Here is a 20368-nt window from a genome sequence, read left to right as displayed (position 1 = left end):
TTTATTGAGTGAGATTGCTGACAGAACTACTATACGTACTAGTCGTTTTCTTTAATCACCATTGCCAGTTCTTCCACCTCTCCCCGAATCCCAATCGCAGGCTCCCACGAATCAATCAAACGAATCGCCTTCTGATTAGATTCCATCGCTTTCGTTTTCTCTCCTTTACGATACAACAGCTGCGCCATTCCGTAGTGATAGTAGATCAGTTCAACTTGATTGGCGTTATGTTTGTCATAGAGCATTTGCTCAAAGGCTTCTTCCGCTTTTTCAAACTGATCACATTTCACGTAAGCGACACCCAGATTGAAATAGGCTTCTATCGTTTTTTCGCCGCCGTATGTGGAGCTGATTTCATTTGCCGCTTCGTATAATTGAATGGCTTCTACATGATAACCTCTCGCAAAGCTTAAGTCACCGCGAACCAATAGAACTCTGTGTTGAATGGTAGGGGAAATCGGTTGATTTTCGATTTCGTTTAAAATGGTCTCTGCTTTTTCCTGTTGCCCGTCTTTTAAAAACAGCCTTGCTTTGAGTGCATGTCCCCAAACCTTTAGATCATAGGCATCGTGAGCGTCTGATTGTTCAAGAATCTTCAGCCCGGCTTCTATTTGCTGAAGCGCTCCGTCTAAATCATTGACTTCCATCAATGCCCAGCCTGAGGTGTCGATTCGGAAGAACGCTTCTCGTGTGTGTTTGCCTAATTGGTGGGCGGCGTCGGCGGCTTTGCATCCGTATTCGATTCGCAGGGGCAGGTTGATTCTGCTTAGAAAATGGCTAATGCGGGTGATGAGTTCGATTAGGATTTCTTTTTGTTCGGTTTCACTTGCCCATTGGATGACCTTTAAGATGTTTGGCCATTCTTTTTTCATTTGATCTAAATTCCGTCCCAGAAGGTAGCTCCAATAGATAGAGTTGGGCTGTTCCCGTTTTAAATGGGTTTCGGCATAATCAATATAATAGTGCGCCCAGCGGCTGCGGGCTTCTTTTTCATATTCGTGATATTCGGATAAGTGCTGTTCTCCGTAAGCGACAACGGTTTGATGCGCTAAGTACTGTGACCTGCCTTCGCTTCGTTCCGGTTGAATCAGCGCATATGACCGCATTTGTTCCATAGCGTAATGAAAACGGCGGGCGTCTAATCCGGCTGCTGCCGCCAGGCTTTTTTCATCAGGCGGCTTGCTGAAAAAGCAAAGCGTCTGCCAGAGCTTTCGCGTATCTTCATTGCATCTGTCCCAGGTGCGGCCAAAGAGGAATTCAAACAATTCCAGCAGTGAGTAGCCTGCTTTTCCAAGCTCATGAATCAACTGCTGAGCGGGGATGTCATCGTCTGACATATAGGCAATGCTGAGTGCCATGGCTTTCGGGTTTCCGGCAGTCGCTGAAATGAATTCGTTTTTCAGGTCAGATGATAGATGTAACAGCTGCTCCAGCTTTTCCCGTTTACGTGGGAGGTTGCATGTTTGTAAGCAGTGATGCACTTCTTGTTGAAAAAATTCGTGGGCATCTGTTTGGTCAAGACCGCTTAGCTGAATGGCTGTCATTTCTCCGAAGCTTTCCCGATAGGTCTGCTTTACGTTTTCCCGCGCTGTGAGGAGGACTTTCACGCCTTGAGGAAGGCTGGTGATAAATTCATGAATGTCACGTTCTGCGGTATCAATACTGTCAACGATCAGCAGGATCGGTTTTTCTCTAGTATAATTGGCTAACGCATTGCGGACGACGAACCGTTTTTCATTGATTGATTTATCGATTTGTTCTGTGCGTCCGAGCTGATAGGCGATCGTATTTAAAAAATCGCTAAAGCTTAATCCTTTCCAATCAGCGCTGACCCAGATGATGCTGTTGAATGCGGGCCAATCTGAAGTATCGCCGACACAGGAATAGGCGGCTTCAAGAGTGACTGTGGTTTTACCCATACCGGCCCAGCCGGTGATTAAACAGACTGGTGACGGAGAAAGCATCCATTGCCGTATCGCTTCCATATCAAAGCTGCGCCCGATAAAGTGTCCTGACCAGCGTGACGGTAGGTTATGCGTGATAGGCTGTTTTGTAAGCGTATTCGTTTCATGGCCGGGTCTGTCATGAAACAGCCGTTTTACTACATTTTCAATTTTATCTTTACTCGGAGCCCCGAATGACCCGTCTTTTCGCAGTGTTTTCGCTTTTTTTAAACAAGACGCTGCCCATACAGGCAGTGCGGGTTTGATGACTGGGATAGTGGTGGTTTCCAGCAGGTCGGTCAACCACTCGATATCCAAGTCGGTCTTTTCGAGAATGATCCAGATCATTCCGAACAGTTTTCCGTCGTCGATTCTCCCGGGAATATAGTTTGCCCCCATCTGTCCGATCCAGCTTTTGATCGTGTTAGAGGAAACCCCCAGCTGGAGCGCGATTTTATCTATGTAAGACTGCCCTGTTTTTTCGTTCTTTTTCCTTCTGACTTTATAATCAGGATGAAGTTTTAGCGTTTTGACGCCAGGTGCCAGCAGTTGTGCAAATTGTTTTCGGTTTTCAAGTTCAGCCATAAGCCTGCACCTCCTATTAGTACTATTTTATCAATCCAGCGTTTTTTGTATATGAAAAAATAAAAGTACAGTGCCGCTGTCCTTTTATACAGCAGGAAAGGCTGTTGAACGTATTGAAAAGCAGATAAAATGGGGGCAGTAACAGAGAAAACAAAAATGTATGCACTTACATTTTATTTTCTAAAGAAAGGAATTTGCCAAATGACTCACACAGTACCTCAGAACATGAAAGCGGCTGTTATGCACAACACAAGAGAAATCAAAATCGAAACATTGCCTGTGCCTGACATCAATCATGATGAAGTGTTGATTAAGGTGATGGCTGTCGGAATTTGCGGATCAGATCTGCATTACTATACAAATGGACGAATCGGCAACTATGTAGTGGAAAAACCATTTATCCTTGGCCATGAATGCGCGGGTGAAATTGCCGCTGTCGGATCATCTGTCGATCAATTCAAGGTGGGAGACCGCGTCGCTGTAGAGCCGGGTGTTACGTGCGGACGATGTGAAGCGTGCAAAGAAGGGCGTTATAACCTTTGTCCGGATGTACAGTTTTTGGCTACACCGCCGGTGGACGGCGCGTTTGTCCAATATATTAAAATGCGTCAGGACTTTGTTTTCTCTATCCCAGACTCACTTTCTTATGAAGATGCTGCTTTGATCGAGCCGTTTTCTGTCGGCATTCATGCGGCGGCAAGAACGAAGCTTCAGCCCGGATCAACAATTGCGATTATGGGGATGGGCCCTGTTGGGTTAATGGCCGTTGCCGCAGCTAAAGCATTTGGGGCAGGCAGAATTATCGTCACTGACTTAGAGCCGCTGCGGTTAGAGGCTGCGAAAAAAATGGGAGCGACTCACATTATTAATATACGTGAACAGGATGCACTTGAAGAGATTAAAACGATCACGGATGATAGAGGCGTTGATGTTGCTTGGGAAACAGCAGGGAATCCAGCGGCATTGCAATCCGCACTGGCTTCTGTGCGCCGGGGCGGAAAATTGGCGATTGTCGGTTTGCCTTCACAGAACGAGATTCCGCTCAATGTGCCGTTTATTGCGGATAATGAGATTGATATTTACGGGATCTTCCGTTATGCCAATACGTATCCGAAGGGAATCGAATTTCTCGCTTCCGGCATTGTGGACACGAAGCATCTTGTAACGGACCAATATTCACTGGAGCAGACGCAAGAGGCGATGGAGCGGGCGCATCAATTTAAGAATGAATGTTTAAAAGTGATGGTGTATCCAAATCGCTGAGTGAACAGGGAGGATCTTTGTATTCTCCCTCTTGTTTACTGGAAATGAAAACGGATTCTTGGGGTGGGAAATGATGATTGAAACAGAAAAAGTAACGGCAATGAATGCGAAGCGTCAGTCAAAATTCAGCACCGGACTGTCCTGGTTTGAACGAATCGGCTATGGATTCGGCGATATGTCGTATAATATAATCTTTCAGTTTGTAAACGCATACTTATTATTTTATTATACAGACGTCGGCGGCATTCAGCCTGCGGTGATCGCAACTTTGTTTCTTGTTGTGCGTGTGCTGGATGCTATTTTTGACCCGATCATGGGATTGATTTTAGATAAAACAAATACAAGGTGGGGAAAAGCAAGGCCATATTTGCTGTGGGTGGCATTTCCTTTTGCGCTATTCACATTCTTATGTTTCACGACGCCTCATTTCGGTGAGACCGGAAATATGGTATATGCGTACGTCACCTATATTCTGCTTGGGATGTCCTTTAGTATGCAAACGATCCCGGTGAACAGCTTAACGGGGAGGATGACGAATTCTGTGGAGGAACGAACGGTTCTGACCACAACCCGGATGATTTTGGTGTATATCGGCATTCTTTTATCCATTTCCTGTGCGACACCGCTTGCAACTGCTATCGGAGGGGAGGATCAGGCGTTTGGATTTCAAATGACGGCGCTCATCTACGCGGCGGTCAGCATCGTTTTGAATCTATTTAGTTTCTTTACTGTACGGGAGCGAATTCAGCCTAAAAAGAGAAAAAAACAAGGGATCAAAAAGACGTTATCCGTTTTATTCCGAAACAAACCCTTGCTTATGTTAATTTCATCATTTTTGGCTTTTGCGATCGGGTTTAATATTAAGCTCAGCACGATGGTGTATTATTTTACGTATAACGTCAACCATAAAGAGTTCGTATTTATGGGCACCGTTTTATTTTTCGGAGCAGCGCTGATCAGCAATTTGTTTATTCCTTTCTTTTCTGAGAAGTGGGGCAGAAAACAAGTCATGATCATCACGGCAGCTCTATCGCTTATTTCTTATGCAGGCCTGCATTTTACGCCGTATTCTTCAATTCCACTCATTTTCATTTGGCTTTTCGCTTCGGGATTTTTCACAACGCCTTTAAATACGCTTGCTTGGGGAATGGTTGCGGATTGTGTCGATTATGCGGAATGGAAAACCGGAATTCGCGCGGATGGTGTGGTGATTTCGAGCATGAGCTTTATTAATAAGCTGGGTGTTGCGTTAGCCGGGTCATTTTCGGCCATTTATTTAGGAATCGCCGGGTATGTGGCGAATACAGACCAGACAGTTGCGTCGTTGAATGCGATTAAAAATATGAATGCTTTGATTCCGGGATTTTTCATTTTGCTTTCTATTATTCTTATCGCCTTCTATCCTTTAACGGAAAAAAGATATAAACACATCATCTCTGAGCTGGAGCAAAGGTCTGCGAGATAAATATATGTAAAATTTTTAATATTCAATGTTGTATTTATGGCAAAAAGTAATATACTGAGACTGTAATCTAGACTTTATAAATGAGTGTGATAATATGCGTAGTCATTCTGTAGTTTGTATTGGGGAATTGTTGATTGATTTCTTTTGTACCGATGTTGACGTTGATTTAATGGAAGGGCGCCATTTCCTGAAAAGTGCCGGCGGGGCACCGGCGAATGTGTCAGCAGCTATTGCCAAGCTGGGAGGAGACGCCGCTTTCAGTGGAAAAGTAGGAAAGGATCCGTTTGGGTATTTTCTGAAGCAAACATTGGACGCTGTACACGTCGATACCTCTATGCTGGTGATGGATGAGAAAGCGCCTACAACGCTTGCTTTTGTTTCATTAAAACAAAATGGAGAGCGTGACTTTGTTTTTAATAGAGGCGCGGACGCTTTGTTTACGCTGGAGGATATTGACCAGGAAAAACTAAACGGAGCGAAAATCCTTCATTTCGGCTCTGCGACGGCACTGTTATCAGATCCATTTTGCTCAGCCTATTTACGGCTGATGTCGATTGCGAAAGACAATGGACAGTTTATTTCGTTTGACCCTAACTACCGTGAAGATTTATGGAGGGGAAGAGTCTCAGAGTTTGTAAGTGTTGCGAAAAAAGCGATCGCTGTAAGTGATTTTGTGAAAGTCAGTGACGAGGAACTTGAGATTATCAGCGGTGTGAAGGATCATGAAAAGGGAGTTGCGATCCTTCATGAGATCGGAGCCAACATTGTCGCTGTGACACTTGGGAAAAGCGGAACGCTTCTTTCCAATGGAAAAGACCGTGAAATCATTCCAAGCATTCCGGTGACATCAATTGACTCAACAGGGGCGGGAGATGCTTTTGTCGGTGCGGCTTTATATCAATTGGCAAACACGGATCAGATTCAATCTGTAGATGCTGATTTTGTGAAACTGCGTGAGATTGTGGCGTTTGCCAATAAGGTCGGAGCTCTTGTGTGCACTAAAATTGGAGCGATTGATGCACTGCCGAGCTTGGATGAGATCGAAGTTTCTTTGTAAATCATTGAAGATGTTTCTTGAAAGTCTTTGGACTTTTGGGGGCATCTTTTTTTATTGCTTACATTTTTGTTCAGGTAAAAAGTTATATATTTTTTGTTTGAAATGTCATTTTTTATTAAAAAAGTGAAACTTTTAACGATAATAAATAGTATATGTAACAAGGGTTACGAATTAGCTTTAGGAGGAACGATATAATGAGTATAATTGGAAGATTTAAAGATATTATGTCTGCGAATATCAATGCTTTATTGGACAAGGCTGAAAATCCGGAGAAAATGGTAGATCAATATTTAAGAAATATGAATAGCGATTTGGCTAAGGTTAAGGCAGAAACAGCAGCTGTTATGGTCGAGGAGCAGAGAGCAAAAAGAGAATATCACGAATGCCAGGCGGATATGGAAAAGATGGAAAGCTATGCAATGAAGGCGCTGCAAGCCGGGAATGAGAGCGATGCGAGAAAATTTCTTGAAAGAAAAACATCTTTGGAGTCAAAGCTTTCTGAGCTGCAGGCGGCCAATCAAATTGCTGCAACCAATGCCGCACAGATGAGAAAGATGCATGACAAATTGGTATCTGACATTGGAGAGCTGGAAGCACGCAAAAATATGATCAAGGCGAAGTGGGCAGTCGCGAAAACGCAAGAAAGAATGAACAAACTGGGCGCTTCTGTTTCAAGTACAAGCCAATCAATGTCTGCATTCGGCCGAATGGAGGACAAAGTAAATAAGGCACTTGATCAGGCCAATGCAATGGCTGAACTGAACAGCGTTCCGCAGGATGATATGGCTGATCTGACTGCAAAGTATGATACTGGCGGTTCAAGCCAGGTTGATGATGAACTTGCGGCGTTAAAAGCGAAAATGATGCTCGATAAGTAATACATAGGAGGCCGCAGCTTTCGGCTGCGGCGTCATTTTATCATAAGATGTGAGAGGGAACGGTAATGATAATATCTTATAAGTGTCCGAACTGCGGCAGTGATATGGCATTTGACAGTGAAACCGGCTCGTTATCCTGCGGCAGCTGCGGAAGACAGGACAATATTGAAAGCCTTCCGAAAGAAAACATTGCGGCGCGGTTTTCTGATGATGAAGCAAAAGAATATCAATGTGAAAACTGCGGCGCCGTTTTGATCACGGAAGCTGAAACGACAGCGACGACGTGCAGCTTCTGCGGAGGTGCTGCAATACTTGCCGATCGTTTATCAGGACATTTGGCGCCGGCGAAGGTCATTCCATTTACAATCAGTAAACAAGAAGCGGAGCAGGCATTTCGAAAGTGGTGCAAAAAAGGCCTTCTGACACCAAGAGGTTTCATGTCGGCTGATCGTATCAAAAGCATCACCGGCATGTATATTCCATTTTGGATGTTTGATTTAAATAGTGAAGTACAGGTGAGAGCAAACTGTACCAGAGTCCATCAATATGAAGAAGGAGATTATATTTGCACGGAAACAGAGCACTTTGAAGCGTTTCGTGATATCAATCTCGATTATTTGAAAATCCCTGTCGATGCCTCTGAAAAAATGAAAGACGAATTAATGGACAAATTGGAGCCTTATTCATACGAAGAGCTGAAGGACTTTCAAACGGCATATTTGGCCGGTTATATTGCGGAAAAGTACAATTATACCGATGAGGAGCTTTTTCCGAGGGCAAAAGAGAAAATCAGCAGTTATATAGATTCATACATCCATTCTACTTTTTCCGGATATACGTCAGTCAATGTGAGGGACAAACATATTCACACGAAAAACGTGAACAGCTTTTACGTTTTGCTTCCCGTTTGGATGGTCAGTTACGATTATGAAAGAGCGGAGCATATCTTTGCGATGAACGGGCAAACAGGAAAGGTTGTTGGAAAGCCGCCGATCAGTCGAGGAAAAGTGGCAGCATGGTTTAGCGGAATAGCAGGCGGGACATTTCTTGCGTTGAAGCTCGTCTCATTGATGATGGGAGGCGGATTTTGATGCGGGGATTTTTAGGGAAAGCGATCTTTGGTGTGCTGGCTGTCTTCATCATGATGCCTTTACTGGGTATCGAAGCGGCAAGAGCCTCTGAATCGCAGCAGCATGTGTACGATCGCGCTCATCTATTGTCAAAAGCGGAGATCGGAAAACTTGAATCTCTCTCGGCAGAGCTGGGTGCAAAGAGAGACACTGATTTCATCATTATTACGACTAAAAGCACAAATGGTGAAGATATTGCCGATTATGCCGGCGATTTTTATGATCGTTACGGAAAAGGCAGTACAGCCATTTTGACCATTGATATGACAAACAGAGAAGTGTTTATCGCAGGCTTCAAAAAAGCCGAACAGTATTTGGACAACAGCAGGCTCAATAGCATCAGAAATACGATTTCATCTGATTTATCCAATGAAAATTATTTTAAAGCTTTTGAGACATATATTCAGCTTTCCTATAAAGATATGGGCATAAAACCGGGAGTAAACCCCGACAACATATTCTTTACATGGTGGTTTCAGCTGATTGCTGCCATCGCAGTCGGGGGAATTGCGGTTTCAATCATGCTTTATCATGCAGGCGGCAAAGTAACGGTTAATGGAAATACATATATGGATCAGCGTACGTCTGATGTGATTGATCAATACGACACTTATATTAGAACGACTGTAACAAGAGAAAGAAAACCATCAGATAAAGACAGCGGCAGCGATGGCGGTGTTACGAAAGGCGGCACGTCATACAGTGGGAGCCGGGGCAGTTTTTAAATGTAAGAAATAGAGAAAGGGAGAGGCGTAATGTCGTTTTTCAGAAATCAATTAGCGAATGTAGTAGAGTGGGAAGAATTTAGAGATGATATGATTTTTTATAAATGGAACAATCGTGAAATCAAAAAAGGGAGCCGTTTAATCATTCGTCCCGGACAGGATGCTGTCTTTTTGAACAATGGGCGGGTTGAAGGAGTCTTTCAAGATGATGGCGATTATGATATTGAATCAGAAATTATTCCATTCCTTTCAACGTTAAAGGGCTTTAAGTTTGGCTTTAACAGCGGCATGCGAGCTGAGGTGCTGTTTGTCAATACGAAGGAATTTACCGTAAGATGGGGAACAAAACAGGCGATAAATATTCCGGCAGCGGGAATGCCAGGCGGGGTACCCATTCGCGCAAATGGCACATTTAATTTCAAGGTGCAGGACTATATCAGCCTGATTGATAAAATCGCTGGCGTGAAAGATCAATATTTTGTAGAGGATATTAAAACCCGTATCATTTCTATTCTGGATCAGCTTCTCATGAAGTGGATCGCAAGAGAAGGGAAAGATATGTTTAATCTTCAAGCAAACGCTTTTGATATTGCCAAGGGAATTCAAGAGGACTTAGATATGCAATTAATAAGCGACGGGATGACGGTCACTGGTTTTCAAATCATGAGCTTTAATTATCCTCAAGAGGTTCAAGATATGATTACAAAGAACGCTTCCTACGGTATGGTTGGGGATGTGAACAGATACCAGCAAATATCAATGACGGATGGAATGGCATCCGGAAAGATGAGCGGAGGCGGAGCGGCTTCGGATATGGCTGGAATGATGATGGGAATGAATATGGCCAATCAGATGATGAACCAAATGAATCAAAATCAGCAGGCACAGTCATCAGGCCCACAGTCAACTGGCAGCGGAAGCAAACCGAATTTCTGTCCAAACTGCGGAACAAAAACGGGCGAAGCCAATTTTTGTCCGAATTGCGGCCAGAAGCTTGTGTAAGACTCATACAGTGAAAAGTCCGGAGTGATCAGCGCTCGGGACTTTTTTATTTAGAAGAATAAGCGTTACCTATTGCTTGCTCCTGAACAGGCCATTTTCGAGCACCCGCTTGGATAATTCCCAGCAGCAATTGACGACGTTCCTTTATTGAATTGACGGCAATTTGAAATGTTTGCTTTGATAAAGCCGGTATGCCTGATTGTTGAAGCTTTGAGATGTCTGGTTCCGGCGGCGCTTGTTCTGCAGGATGGATATAGGCAGTATGAACGGTATCCAGATAGTTTTTGATACTTGAGCGCGCTTCTTTGATATGAAGCTGATTCGGCTGATATTGTTCAGGAATTCCGTATTTGAAAATGGTTAGAGCTTCATCCAATACAGCAACAGCTATAATGGATGATTCCTGATGCTGCGTGCTGTGGTAAAAATGAAGGATGGGGAAGGCGTTATGCTGAGCGGTCAGCTTTCCCAGTTCTGATGAGGCAGCGACAAGAAGAAAATCAATGTCGTGAAAATCTTTGCCATTCCATGCATTATGGACGATTTCTGTTCCGTCATGCCCTAGACTTAATACACTTTGGGCAAAGGAGCGTTTTTGATTAACCGCACTCAAGACGGAAATCAAATACGTGACAGAAAACGTGATCGTAAGCAGTCCTTGAGCTGTTTCAATAATCGTGACAAGCTTCCATAGGCCTCCGTTCGGAGCGAGGTCGCCATTTCCTAATGTAAACATGACATAGCCGGAAAAATAAATTCGGTCTGACCAGGAAGCCGGTTCTTTTGATTGAGTTTCCATAAGTGAGTGAGGGTCACTCGAGTAAATCAAAACCCACCCGCTCCAAAATAGACTGATCCATATCACTAACGTCAGGCATAACAGCAGAGGACCAGCCATACTTAGAACCTTTGCGTGGTCACCGCTGATTTTGCGGCAGCCCTTCCACAGCCAGGCAGACAGGCATCTTGTGATCGGGCCGGCACCGCTCTCTAACCATAACGTGGTCCATAAAAAATCAATCATCCCCGCTGTCAATAATAAAAGGCCTGCAATGATATAACCCTCATTCATTTTGGTTGCCTCCCTTAAGTCAGCCTTCTTTTATTTTCTTCTCTATTTCCTTTTATCCTGAGTCTGAAACAATTGAACGAATGTTTGATTTTACAGAGAAAAATAGGTGGGAGTTACCCAACACTTACTCATTTTTCGATATGAACAGAAAATCACAGGATTTTTGACTTGATTCACACATTTTCATGAAGAAAAACGTTCATTTTCCCCTTGAATTGGTGATTTTCCTTTTATAGAGTAAAAAATTTTCAGAAATTTATATTGACTGAAAGCGTTTTTATAATTATGATAATATCAGATATAACAAAAATGTCACTATAACATCACTACAATTGAACTATTAAGTGACTAATAAATACCAATGAACGATATGCACAAAGAAATGACCATTGTTCTTTTAATGAGAAATGAAATCGCTTCCATCAGGATTGACATGCTAAGAAGAAGGGAAGGTTATGAGGTTATTGGATAAAAACATGAACAACTATTTTCTGAAGCCTGCTTACGAAATGTGAGGAAGGCAGCAGCCCTGGAATAAGTTTTTGACATACGCATTTTGAAAAAGACTGGGGGAAACAGTATGAATAAACAAGGCAATCAAATGTCATTTTTACGTACAATTATTTTAGTCTCCACTTTCGGCGGGCTTCTTTTTGGCTATGATACCGGTGTGCTCAATGGAGCTTTGCCGTATATGGGAGAGCCGGATCAGCTTAATCTCAATGCCTTCACAGAGGGTCTTGTCACCAGTTCACTTCTTTTTGGAGCGGCACTGGGTGCTGTGTTTGGCGGCAGGATGTCTGATTTTAACGGCCGCCGCAAAAATATTTTGTTCCTCGCTGTTATATTTTTTATTTCAACGATCGGGTGTACGTTTGCTCCAAATGTTACGGTCATGATTATTTCCCGTTTTGTGCTTGGTATTGCGGTCGGGGGTGCATCCGTAACGGTGCCTGCCTATTTAGCAGAGATGTCTCCTGTGGAAAGCAGGGGACGGATGGTGACGCAGAACGAATTGATGATTGTATCAGGACAGCTTTTGGCCTTTGTTTTTAATGCGATCCTTGGCACAACAATGGGAGACAACTCCCATGTGTGGAGGTTTATGCTGGTCATTGCGTCACTTCCAGCCTTGTTCCTGTTTTTCGGCATGATCAGAATGCCCGAGAGTCCCCGCTGGCTTGTTTCTAAAGGAAGAAAAGAAGATGCTTTGCGTGTATTGAAAAAAATCAGAGACGAAAAGCGGGCAGCAGCTGAGCTGCAAGAAATCGAATTCGCTTTCAAAAAAGAAGATCAGCTTGAAAAAGCGACGTTTAAAGATCTTTCGGTCCCATGGGTGCGCCGTATTGTGTTTATTGGATTAGGGATTGCGATTGTACAGCAAATTACAGGTGTTAATTCGATTATGTATTATGGGACTGAAATTCTAAGAAATTCCGGTTTCCAAACGGAAGCCGCTTTAATCGGAAATATTGCGAATGGCGTGATTTCGGTATTGGCAACATTCGTCGGAATCTGGCTGCTGGGAAGAGTGGGGCGCCGGCCGATGCTGATGACAGGCTTGATCGGTACGACAACAGCGTTATTGCTAATCGGGATATTCTCACTTGTACTTGAAGGATCTCCGGCACTTCCATATGTAGTCCTGTCATTAACGGTCACATTCCTTGCTTTTCAGCAGGGGGCCATTTCACCAGTGACTTGGCTGATGTTATCTGAAATTTTCCCGCTTCGCCTTCGCGGACTGGGAATGGGTGTTACGGTATTCTGTCTGTGGATGGTGAATTTTGCAGTCAGTTTCACGTTTCCGATATTGCTGGCAGCCATCGGGCTGTCCACAACGTTCTTTATCTTTGTTGGATTAGGAATTTGCTCTGTTCTATTTGTGAAGAAGTTTTTACCGGAAACGAAAGGACTTTCGCTTGAGCAGCTGGAGGAAAACTTCCGCGCTTATGATCACGGCGGGGCGAAGAAGGATTCTGGGGCTGAAGTGATTGGATAATTTAAAAAAGAATCCGCACCCGAGTGCGGATTCTTTTTGGTTTCAAATTAGTTAGGTCTGACAAGGATTTTAACTTGGTTTTTCTCTTTTATAAGAGCCCCGAAGCCTTCCTCGATCAAATCATCTAGTACGATTTTTTTCGTTACGAGTTTGTCAGCTGAGAAATAGCCTTCTTTCATTAATGACAGTACAGCCGGGAAGATGTCACGGTATCCGATAATTCCTTTTACTGAACGTTCTTTGATCACGATATCGTTCGGATGGATTTCAGCACCTTTTTCCCAAATACTGACGATGACGGTTTCACCGGCGATTGTAGTGGACTGGATGGCTTGTCGTAACACCACTGGGACACCAGTGACTTCAAATGCTACGTCAACACCGCCTCCTGTACGTTCTGCAATCTCAGCGACTACATCGTCTGTTTTAGACGGATCAACGATGATCGCGCCAAGCTCCTCAGCTTTTTGCTGGCGTTCAGGAGAAAGCTCAACAGCGTAAATATCGGTTGCACCGGCAGCCTTCAGCGCTTCAATGACAAGAAGTCCGATCGGGCCGCAGCCGAATACAGCCGCTTTGTCGCCTGCTTTGAGTTTGCTTGAGCGGACAGCGTATAGAGCAACTGCAGAAGGTTCAACGAGCGCGCCTTGTTCATATGATAATTCATCAGGAAGTTTGAACAAAAGCTCTTCATCTACAGAGACGTATTCAGAGAAACCGCCGCCTCCGCCGGCTAAGCCGAGGAATCCCATTTGTTCATCAAGGTTGTAGGCGCCTTGGTGGCCGTGTGTAGCAAAAATCGGCTCGACTACGACGCGGTCTCCAACTTTATAATTTTCAACGCCTTCTCCGACTTCGACAACTTCACCGGAGAATTCATGCCCCATTGTGACAGGTGCCGTTTCATTTGTTAATGGGTGCGGTTTGTCAACCGGAATAAAGATCGGGCCGCCTAGATATTCGTGTAAATCACTTCCGCAGATGCCGCACCATTTGACTTTGATCTTTACTTTTCCCGGCTCCGTTTTTGGCTCTTCGATATGTTCAATACGGATATCCTTTTGGTTATGCCATCTTGCTGCCTTCATGGATTACCACTCCTATAACTTTTGATGTGAGTAATTCCGCACCGGTCAATATGAACTGTTCACAAAATCGCCATTTTTAAAACCAAAAAAGAAATGAAATTTTTATATAATATAATCTACGTTTTTTTGAAAAAAGAAACTTTGAAGAAAAAAGGGTCTCGCACACTCTTTTTTCTTTATATGAGAGTATCAATCGTTTACATAGCTATGAATTTGGTTTGAACAATACGGTAATGGTTCGTTCATATTGAATGCGACAACTACTCTATCAATAATTATAACGCTAATACTGCTATTATAATAGGATAATCTTCCATGGTTTATTTTAGCAGAGGTAACTTTTTTGACTTTGTAACATTACTGTAAGGATATTGAAATAAAAAATAGCTGGTTGATCGTGTATAATCTTCCTAGATGTTAACAAACAGGGGGACGAAATGTTGAAGAAAGTCATTTTAGCCGCTTTTATCTTAGTAGGAAGTACTTTGGGAGCTTTTAGTTTTTCATCAGATGCCAGTGCGAAACATGTGAACGGAAATATTACTTGGTATAATGGAGTCGGGAAAAAAGGCTCTTCAGGTAAGAAACTTGGACATTGGGATTGTGCGACCAAAATCGGATTTGACGTTCCTAGAAACGGGACAAAAATCAGAGCTTATGCAAAAGCGAAGCCTAAAAAGGTGATTACGGTTTATAAAAATGATGTTGGCAGAATGCCTAATGCAGTGCTGGATGTTAGCCCTAAAGCGTTTAAAGCGCTTGGATATCCATTAAGCAAAGGTAAAGTAGCGGGGCATTACAGCTATTAATGTACATATATAATCTGGAAAGCAAGAAGTCACATTCTTGCTTTTTCTATTGGTGGAGATAAAAGATGAAAAAAAGAATCATATTTTTGTTAGCAGTGATAATAGCGGCAGCTGCCGCGGGGGTTGCGTTTTATGTTACAAAGGATAAAGGCCATGAGAAGGCTGCTGATGTTTCAGTCAATACCGAAAGCGGTGATGAGCTGCTGGTTTCAATTACAGATACGGATCTGCTGACAAAGTATTATGAAAATGACAAGGTGATCCATGAGGAGAAGCTGACCAGCTATCCGGCATTTGCCTTGGATCAAAAACAGCAGGTGCTCTATTATACGGGCAATAATGAACAGAATGAAATGAGGCTTTTTAAATTGGATCTGAAGTCTCATAAAAAAACGATGCTTTATAAAGGCGCGGAGAGTGCGGACAGTTTATTTTTATCAAAGGACCGTTCAACCATCTATTTCCGCTTAGGAAAAGCGGACGAAAGCAATTTTCGGATCGCCGCTTTTGATCTGAAGACGAAAAAGTATAAAAATCTTTATCCTGCCGCTAATGATCAGGATGACACCGTCAGCAGCTTCTTTTATAACCAAAAAAACGATTCATTTGCATTGCTTCATTATTCTGTAGAAGAAGACTACAAGAAAACAGATGAAGCAAACGAAAAGGGCATCGACCCAGAACCGACAACGATTCATTTTGCGGAAGGCCGCCAACATAAATTTAATGAGCTGAAAAGCCTAAACCAATTTATCAGCGATATTGCTGTTTCTGATGATGATAAACGTATTTTATTCACATCATATACGCAGAAAGGAACGGAGCAAACCGCTTCTATTCAGATGCTCAATGCGGATACGAAAAAGTATGAAAGCATCATCTCAAATCAAAAATCATTTAAGCTGTTAATTGACGCACAGCCTCAGTTCTCTAAGGATGGAAAGAACATTTATTTTCTTGCCGAAGCCAAGGGGGCTAAAAAACTGAAGGATGAAACAGGGCGTGAAGCTAAGGTGCGGACGATTTATTCCTATAGCCTTGAAAATAAGACCTTCAAAAAAGTATGGGAAAATCCAAACGGCATCATCAACAGCTTTTCTGTGATTAACTAATAAAAACCACTCGGCATGAGCTGAGTGGCTTTTTTAATGGATGAGGTGCAGAGCTAATGATCCGAGCCATTTAAAGATATGAATCAGAGGCACTGACAAAAACAGAAGTTCAACATATGAGTTCATTGCAACATTCAGCTTTTTGAACGCAGCTCTTTTTTTCAAGTCTTTTTGCTGCTGGTTTGAGATCACGTTATCACTCCTCTTATATCCATATTATACCATTGAAACAAACAAAAAAGCCCTAAACGTTTACAGTTTTGGGCTTCTTTCTTCGTATTTGGCCTCTTGCAATGAGAGGCTTTTATTCTGAAATATAGAATTTTGTCTCCGTTCGGGGTTTGTTTGCTTGCAGGAGACTGCATTTGTTATAGGGAAGAACTAGCTTGTTTTCGTTTGGCTGTTGTTTTGGAGATTCACTAATGAACGGATGCCGTCGACCATTTTACTTCCGCATAAAGGGCACAATGGCGTATCACTGCTGGCGAAGTTTTTTCGGGTCCAGCCATTACAGTCTTCTTTTGTGCATTCCCAAGTACTCACATCTTCTTTTGGCAGCGGTTCTTGATTTCGTTTGTTATAGTAAGACATAAAGTCACTTCTTCCCTCATGTATTTTACTGCACACTTCTTATTGTCTCATACTTTTCCCTAATCTCCTAATTCCTTTTTCTTTATGACTTTCCAATAACCCCATCTAAAAAGGATAGGAGTGTGCTGTTAAAAGCATCTGGCTCTTCTAAAAACGGGCAATGGCTGCTTTTAGGAAAGGTAACGAGTGTCGCGTTTGGAATATTGCTGCGCAAGTGTTCCCCAGCTGCTGTAGAGAAAAATTTCTTGTCTTCCCCGAAGCACAGCAATGTCGGCACATTGATGTTTTGGAGGGTGCCCCGGTAATCAGCGGCCGTTTGGTTAAATAAAATCGTGCTAGAAATGGCAGCCGGCTGTTTGAGGATTTCTGCCAGCATCCATTCTGTTTCGGTCTCGGCAGGCGGTTCTGCGAACATATTCTGGATGAAGCTTTCGTAGAAAGGCAGCGGGTCAGTTTGAATGGCGTGCATCGCTGTTTTTAAGCCGTCAAAATCAAATGGACCATGTTCCCAGCCCTCCCATTGATAGTCCGAAGCGGATTGATCGATGATCACAGCGGCTTGAATGTTATCATTCCCAAACTGATTGAGATAATCCCATACGACAAAAGCACCCATTGACCAGCCGGCAAGAACGACATGATCAAGCTCCATTGCATTTAGAAATTCCCTTATGTCACGGGCATATTGGGAAATGGTGTGGCCGTGAAGCACTTTGTCAGATTCGCCGTGTCCTCTAAGATCAAGACGAATACATTGATAATTGGCAGAAAGCGCCGAAAATTGTTTGTGGAAAAATTGTCCGCTCATCAGCACCCCATGTATAAACAGGATCGGCGTCCCGCTCCCGTGTGTTTCATAGTAAAGGCGTGTCTGATCTTCTAATGTGATGTATGGCATGTTTCTCCTCCTTTAGTTTCCATCATGAGTATGGCTGGCTGCTGTTGAGCTGATGATGGCAGCTGTCGCGGCTGCCTGCTGCGCTTGAATGACTGTTTCGATAGCGGTGTATAGTCCTGATTCCATCAGCAGATTTTTCTCCATATGCTCACTGAGATAGAGGCTGACAGCAATTTTAAAATTCATTTCCTTTTGCCATTTAAAAGCTTTTTCCTGGTTTAATTCGTCAGTGATGCACAAAACCGTTTTGATATCTGGCTCTTCCAGAAATGTGAGGAGAGCAAGGTCTGGATAATGATAATCCTTTGGTTTTTTGACAGATTCAGTGATCGATTGATATATCTGTTTGCAAGCGGAAACAAGCATTTCGGGCTCTTTTTCACTTTGCAAGGCCAGAATATGGCTGACCTGATGTAAGTACTGTCCTTTTTTAAAGCCGTTGGCTGCCAGCAGCTGATAGCATGTTTCCGCCTTCTGTAGCGCCTGCAAACCTTTTCCGTTTTCTCCAAGCAGTACGGCAAGCGGAACATTCTGAGTTGAAGTGAGGAAATAATGATTTTTCTTCATCTGCTGATAAACAGCTAGCCCCAAGTTCATCTGTTCTTTTTGGTTTGTCGTTTCAGATTTGCCGGTGAGCAAGATCAGAGCGGAAAGGTATGTGAACATATCCCGCTTATATCCTAGCTTCACCATTTCATTGTATACATCGATGAAAGTATGAAATGTTTGTTTTGCCTCATGCTGAAAATGAATGTCCAGAATAGATGCAACAGTAAAGCGGTGGTGTGAATTGAGTGTTGAGAAGCTGCCGATGTTTGATTTGATATAGCTGCTCAAATCATAAAAGCGCTGAAAATCAAACTCTCTTTTATTCACAATATATGCAGAAGAAATGAGCATTAATATCTGATCGTGTGAAACTTTCCATTTTAATTTTGATTTTAATTCAGCATAAATGGAAATGTATTGCTTTGTTTTTTCATGTAGATCGTGTGTGAGCATAAAAAGCAGCTCCTTTTTGTTGTTTTTACGTAATACGATAAATAGGGCCAAAGGTTTCATAAAGAAAAAACTTGCCTGCTAGAGGCAAGTTTGTCGGGTTATTTATGGGGATCAGTTATATCCATCGGTCTCATCATGTCATAGTCTTCATGCTCTAGAATATGGCAATGCCATACGTATCGTCCGCTGTACGGACCGAATGTCGCCGCGATTCTCAGGACTTCACCTGCATGCGCTTGAATGGTGTCTTTCCAGCCCTTTTCACTTGGCGGCGGCGGGACAGCCGGACCGGTATAGGACAATTCCCCGCTTTCTTGATAACGGGCGATATCAAACGGCCGCCGGTCTAATACACGGAAGGAGACTAGATGCAGGTGGATCGGATGTGTTCCGCGTGTCGGGTTGATAATGGACCATATTTCAGTTGTGCCGACTTTTGGTGTTTCTGTGACGGGATCGTGCCAGCGTTTGTTATTAAGCAGAAGGACGGGTCTGCCGTATTCGTCCTGGGTGCCTGCCAGTTTTAACGTTCTGATGTTTTGTATTCTTTCATGCTGTACCGAAGGGTATGAGGCGAGGTACTTCGGCTTTCTGCTTTCGTCTTTTTGTGCCAATGGTTTTGTGACTCTGAATTGCATGATATTCGCATCTGTTTCAGGATTGACGTCACCGCCGCAGCCCGCGCTGTTTGCCAAAATGATCGATTCTCCTTCATATGCTGTGAAGTCAATGATGATATCGTAACGTTCAGCAGGCGCAAGGCTGAAAGAATTCAGTTTAACAGATCGCGGCAGGAGCCCTCCATCTGAACCAATCTGAATAAACTCTCCGCCATTATCGAGTGACAGGTTATAGGTTCTTGTATTGGAGGCGTTGATGACTCGGAATCGGTATTTCCTCGGCTCGACCTCCAAGTATGGCCATACCTTCCCGTTGACGAGTATGGTTTCTCCGCAAAAAGCCGGAACGATTGAAGGGTTAGGCAGTGATGGAGAAGGGTTTTCCGGTGCGCTCGGATAAAACAAAGAACCGTCCTCATTGATCGTGCGGTCTGTGATAAGAAGCGGCACATCGTATTCGTCTGAAGGCAGTTTTAAGCGTTTTTCCTTTGGGTCATGAATGATATAAGCACCGACAAGTCCAGCATAGACATTTAGCCTGGTGAGCGCCATGGCGTGATCGTGATACCACAATATAGCCCCGCGCTGCTGGTTTGGATAATGATAAACCTCTCTTTTGAAATAAGGTCCTGTTTGTTCAAAGTCTTTGGAAAACCAAGCCTCCGGATACCCGTCACTATCATCTGGCGTGACGCCGCCGTGTAAATGAACAACAGTCTTTACCTCGGGCTCTTCATGCTGGCTGTCACTGTGATGAATGGTGTGATCAATTGGAAGGAAATGTGTGGAAGGAAGGTTATTCATCCATTTTACATATACGTTTTCATTTCTTTTAACCTCAATGGTCGGCCCCGGAAATAAGCCGTTGTAGCCCCACAGGCGGGTTGGAGGGAGATCGCGATGGAGCTGATGAGTGCATTCCTCCATGGTGACTTCGTAGTATGTTTTTTCTTTTGATTGCTGTACTGGCTTTAGTGTATCTGGGATTGGGAGAGCATCCACAAATTTTTCAAGTGTCATTTTCATCTGTCCTTATCTAAATTTTCCAAATTGGTATTATAGTTAATGACAATAAGGACGTGATGGTTACAAAAAATCTTCGTGCTGCAGCCCGCCCGAAGAAGAA

General features: G+C 43.4%; 18 protein-coding genes. 10 read left to right on the top strand and 8 right to left on the bottom strand.

Annotated features, from left to right (window positions below):
- Positions 1-38: 38 nt before the first annotated feature.
- Positions 39-2528 (bottom strand): glucitol operon transcriptional regulator GutR, encoded by a 2490-nt coding sequence (gene gutR / locus AC07VD_RS19880; protein ID WP_494721960.1) that lies wholly within the window; start codon positions 2526-2528, stop codon positions 39-41.
- Positions 2529-2729: 201 nt separating this feature from the next.
- Here gutR and gutB point away from each other — a divergent pair, with 201 nt between their 5' ends.
- The 7 genes from gutB to AC07VD_RS19845 all read left to right on the top strand — a co-directional run bounded on the left by gutB (position 2730) and on the right by AC07VD_RS19845 (position 10048).
- Positions 2730-3791 carry a sorbitol dehydrogenase gene (gene gutB, locus AC07VD_RS19875; RefSeq protein WP_124059949.1) on the top strand — a complete coding sequence of 354 codons (1062 nt, stop codon included), beginning with the start codon at positions 2730-2732 and terminating at the stop codon, positions 3789-3791.
- Between the two features lie 73 nt (positions 3792-3864).
- Complete coding sequence (locus AC07VD_RS19870; protein ID WP_494721962.1) at positions 3865-5256, top strand: MFS transporter; 1392 nt, start codon at positions 3865-3867, stop codon at positions 5254-5256.
- A gap of 94 nt (positions 5257-5350) precedes the next feature.
- Entirely contained in the window at positions 5351-6313 is a 963-nt protein-coding gene (locus tag AC07VD_RS19865) for a carbohydrate kinase family protein (RefSeq protein WP_128737608.1), read from the top strand.
- 194 nt (positions 6314-6507) lie between these two features.
- Positions 6508-7191: a PspA/IM30 family protein gene (locus AC07VD_RS19860; RefSeq protein ID WP_494721959.1), complete on the top strand. Its 684-nt coding sequence runs from the start codon at positions 6508-6510 to the stop codon at positions 7189-7191.
- 65 nt (positions 7192-7256) lie between these two features.
- Entirely contained in the window at positions 7257-8282 is a 1026-nt protein-coding gene (locus tag AC07VD_RS19855; RefSeq protein ID WP_041336778.1) for a TFIIB-type zinc ribbon-containing protein, read from the top strand.
- Positions 8282-9046, top strand: coding sequence for a TPM domain-containing protein (locus AC07VD_RS19850; protein WP_123374294.1), 765 nt, complete (start codon positions 8282-8284; stop codon positions 9044-9046). The genes AC07VD_RS19855 and AC07VD_RS19850 overlap by 1 nt, the downstream gene beginning before the upstream one ends.
- A 30-nt stretch (positions 9047-9076) precedes the next feature.
- Positions 9077-10048, top strand: a complete 972-nt coding sequence (locus AC07VD_RS19845) for an SPFH domain-containing protein (protein ID WP_124059951.1) — start codon at positions 9077-9079, stop codon at positions 10046-10048.
- Between the two features lie 46 nt (positions 10049-10094).
- On the opposite strand, the gene AC07VD_RS19840 is transcribed toward AC07VD_RS19845, so the two are convergent.
- On the bottom strand, positions 10095-11120 hold the full coding sequence (locus tag AC07VD_RS19840; RefSeq protein WP_124059952.1) for a potassium channel family protein: 1026 nt from the start codon (positions 11118-11120) through the stop codon (positions 10095-10097).
- 580 nt (positions 11121-11700) lie between these two features.
- On the opposite strand from AC07VD_RS19840, the gene iolT reads away from it, so the two are divergent.
- A complete protein-coding gene (iolT, locus tag AC07VD_RS19835) occupies positions 11701-13122 on the top strand; it encodes a myo-inositol transporter IolT (protein WP_019712787.1) in 1422 nt (473 codons plus the stop codon).
- 47 nt (positions 13123-13169) lie between these two features.
- Here iolT and bdhA read toward each other — a convergent pair whose 3' ends face one another.
- The gene (bdhA, locus tag AC07VD_RS19830; protein WP_029946299.1) at positions 13170-14210 is read right to left on the bottom strand and encodes a (R,R)-butanediol dehydrogenase; all 1041 of its coding nucleotides are present in this window, start codon (positions 14208-14210) and stop codon (positions 13170-13172) included.
- Positions 14211-14647: 437 nt separating this feature from the next.
- Here bdhA and walM point away from each other — a divergent pair, with 437 nt between their 5' ends.
- Positions 14648-15019: a cell wall metabolism protein WalM gene (gene walM, locus AC07VD_RS19825; protein ID WP_003234013.1), complete on the top strand. Its 372-nt coding sequence runs from the start codon at positions 14648-14650 to the stop codon at positions 15017-15019.
- Positions 15020-15084: 65 nt separating this feature from the next.
- Positions 15085-16131, top strand: a complete 1047-nt coding sequence (locus AC07VD_RS19820; RefSeq protein WP_124059953.1) for a PD40 domain-containing protein — start codon at positions 15085-15087, stop codon at positions 16129-16131.
- Between the two features lie 33 nt (positions 16132-16164).
- Here AC07VD_RS19820 and AC07VD_RS19815 read toward each other — a convergent pair whose 3' ends face one another.
- The 5 genes from AC07VD_RS19815 to cotA all read right to left on the bottom strand — a co-directional run bounded on the left by AC07VD_RS19815 (position 16165) and on the right by cotA (position 20262).
- A complete protein-coding gene (locus tag AC07VD_RS19815; protein WP_003243985.1) occupies positions 16165-16323 on the bottom strand; it encodes a hypothetical protein in 159 nt (52 codons plus the stop codon).
- Positions 16324-16512: 189 nt separating this feature from the next.
- Entirely contained in the window at positions 16513-16722 is a 210-nt protein-coding gene (locus AC07VD_RS19810) for a cold-shock protein (protein ID WP_003234008.1), read from the bottom strand.
- An 82-nt stretch (positions 16723-16804) separates the two neighbouring features.
- Positions 16805-17620 (bottom strand): alpha/beta fold hydrolase, encoded by an 816-nt coding sequence (locus AC07VD_RS19805; RefSeq protein WP_029317396.1) that lies wholly within the window; start codon positions 17618-17620, stop codon positions 16805-16807.
- Between the two features lie 12 nt (positions 17621-17632).
- The gene (locus tag AC07VD_RS19800; protein WP_124059954.1) at positions 17633-18622 is read right to left on the bottom strand and encodes a DUF4003 domain-containing protein; all 990 of its coding nucleotides are present in this window, start codon (positions 18620-18622) and stop codon (positions 17633-17635) included.
- Positions 18623-18720: 98 nt separating this feature from the next.
- Positions 18721-20262, bottom strand: a complete 1542-nt coding sequence (cotA, locus tag AC07VD_RS19795; RefSeq protein WP_072175441.1) for an outer spore coat copper-dependent laccase CotA — start codon at positions 20260-20262, stop codon at positions 18721-18723.
- Positions 20263-20368: the final 106 nt, after the last annotated feature.

The sequence above is a fragment of the Bacillus sp. GW821-FHT01G09 genome (assembly GCF_059422205.1).
Note: the sequence above shows the minus strand (reverse complement) of the source record. Positions and strands in the feature narration are given on the sequence as shown.

What these genes read in the sequence shown, in the direction of transcription:
- AC07VD_RS19845 (WP_124059951.1), top strand. Translation starts at nt 9,077, where the DNA reads ATGTCGTTTTTCAGAAATCAATTAGCGAATGTAGTAGAGTGGGAAGAA.
- gutB (WP_124059949.1), top strand. Translation starts at nt 2,730, where the DNA reads ATGACTCACACAGTACCTCAGAACATGAAAGCGGCTGTTATGCACAAC.
- bdhA (WP_029946299.1), bottom strand. Translation starts at nt 14,210, where the DNA reads ATGAAGGCAGCAAGATGGCATAACCAAAAGGATATCCGTATTGAACAT.
- AC07VD_RS19805 (WP_029317396.1), bottom strand. Translation starts at nt 17,620, where the DNA reads ATGCCATACATCACATTAGAAGATCAGACACGCCTTTACTATGAAACA.
- iolT (WP_019712787.1), top strand. Translation starts at nt 11,701, where the DNA reads ATGAATAAACAAGGCAATCAAATGTCATTTTTACGTACAATTATTTTA.
- AC07VD_RS19840 (WP_124059952.1), bottom strand. Translation starts at nt 11,120, where the DNA reads ATGAATGAGGGTTATATCATTGCAGGCCTTTTATTATTGACAGCGGGG.
- AC07VD_RS19810 (WP_003234008.1), bottom strand. Translation starts at nt 16,722, where the DNA reads ATGTCTTACTATAACAAACGAAATCAAGAACCGCTGCCAAAAGAAGAT.
- AC07VD_RS19800 (WP_124059954.1), bottom strand. Translation starts at nt 18,622, where the DNA reads ATGCTCACACACGATCTACATGAAAAAACAAAGCAATACATTTCCATT.
- walM (WP_003234013.1), top strand. Translation starts at nt 14,648, where the DNA reads ATGTTGAAGAAAGTCATTTTAGCCGCTTTTATCTTAGTAGGAAGTACT.
- cotA (WP_072175441.1), bottom strand. Translation starts at nt 20,262, where the DNA reads ATGACACTTGAAAAATTTGTGGATGCTCTCCCAATCCCAGATACACTA.
- AC07VD_RS19860 (WP_494721959.1), top strand. Translation starts at nt 6,508, where the DNA reads ATGAGTATAATTGGAAGATTTAAAGATATTATGTCTGCGAATATCAAT.
- AC07VD_RS19850 (WP_123374294.1), top strand. Translation starts at nt 8,282, where the DNA reads ATGCGGGGATTTTTAGGGAAAGCGATCTTTGGTGTGCTGGCTGTCTTC.
- AC07VD_RS19865 (WP_128737608.1), top strand. Translation starts at nt 5,351, where the DNA reads ATGCGTAGTCATTCTGTAGTTTGTATTGGGGAATTGTTGATTGATTTC.
- AC07VD_RS19870 (WP_494721962.1), top strand. Translation starts at nt 3,865, where the DNA reads ATGATTGAAACAGAAAAAGTAACGGCAATGAATGCGAAGCGTCAGTCA.
- gutR (WP_494721960.1), bottom strand. Translation starts at nt 2,528, where the DNA reads ATGGCTGAACTTGAAAACCGAAAACAATTTGCACAACTGCTGGCACCT.
- AC07VD_RS19820 (WP_124059953.1), top strand. Translation starts at nt 15,085, where the DNA reads ATGAAAAAAAGAATCATATTTTTGTTAGCAGTGATAATAGCGGCAGCT.
- AC07VD_RS19855 (WP_041336778.1), top strand. Translation starts at nt 7,257, where the DNA reads ATGATAATATCTTATAAGTGTCCGAACTGCGGCAGTGATATGGCATTT.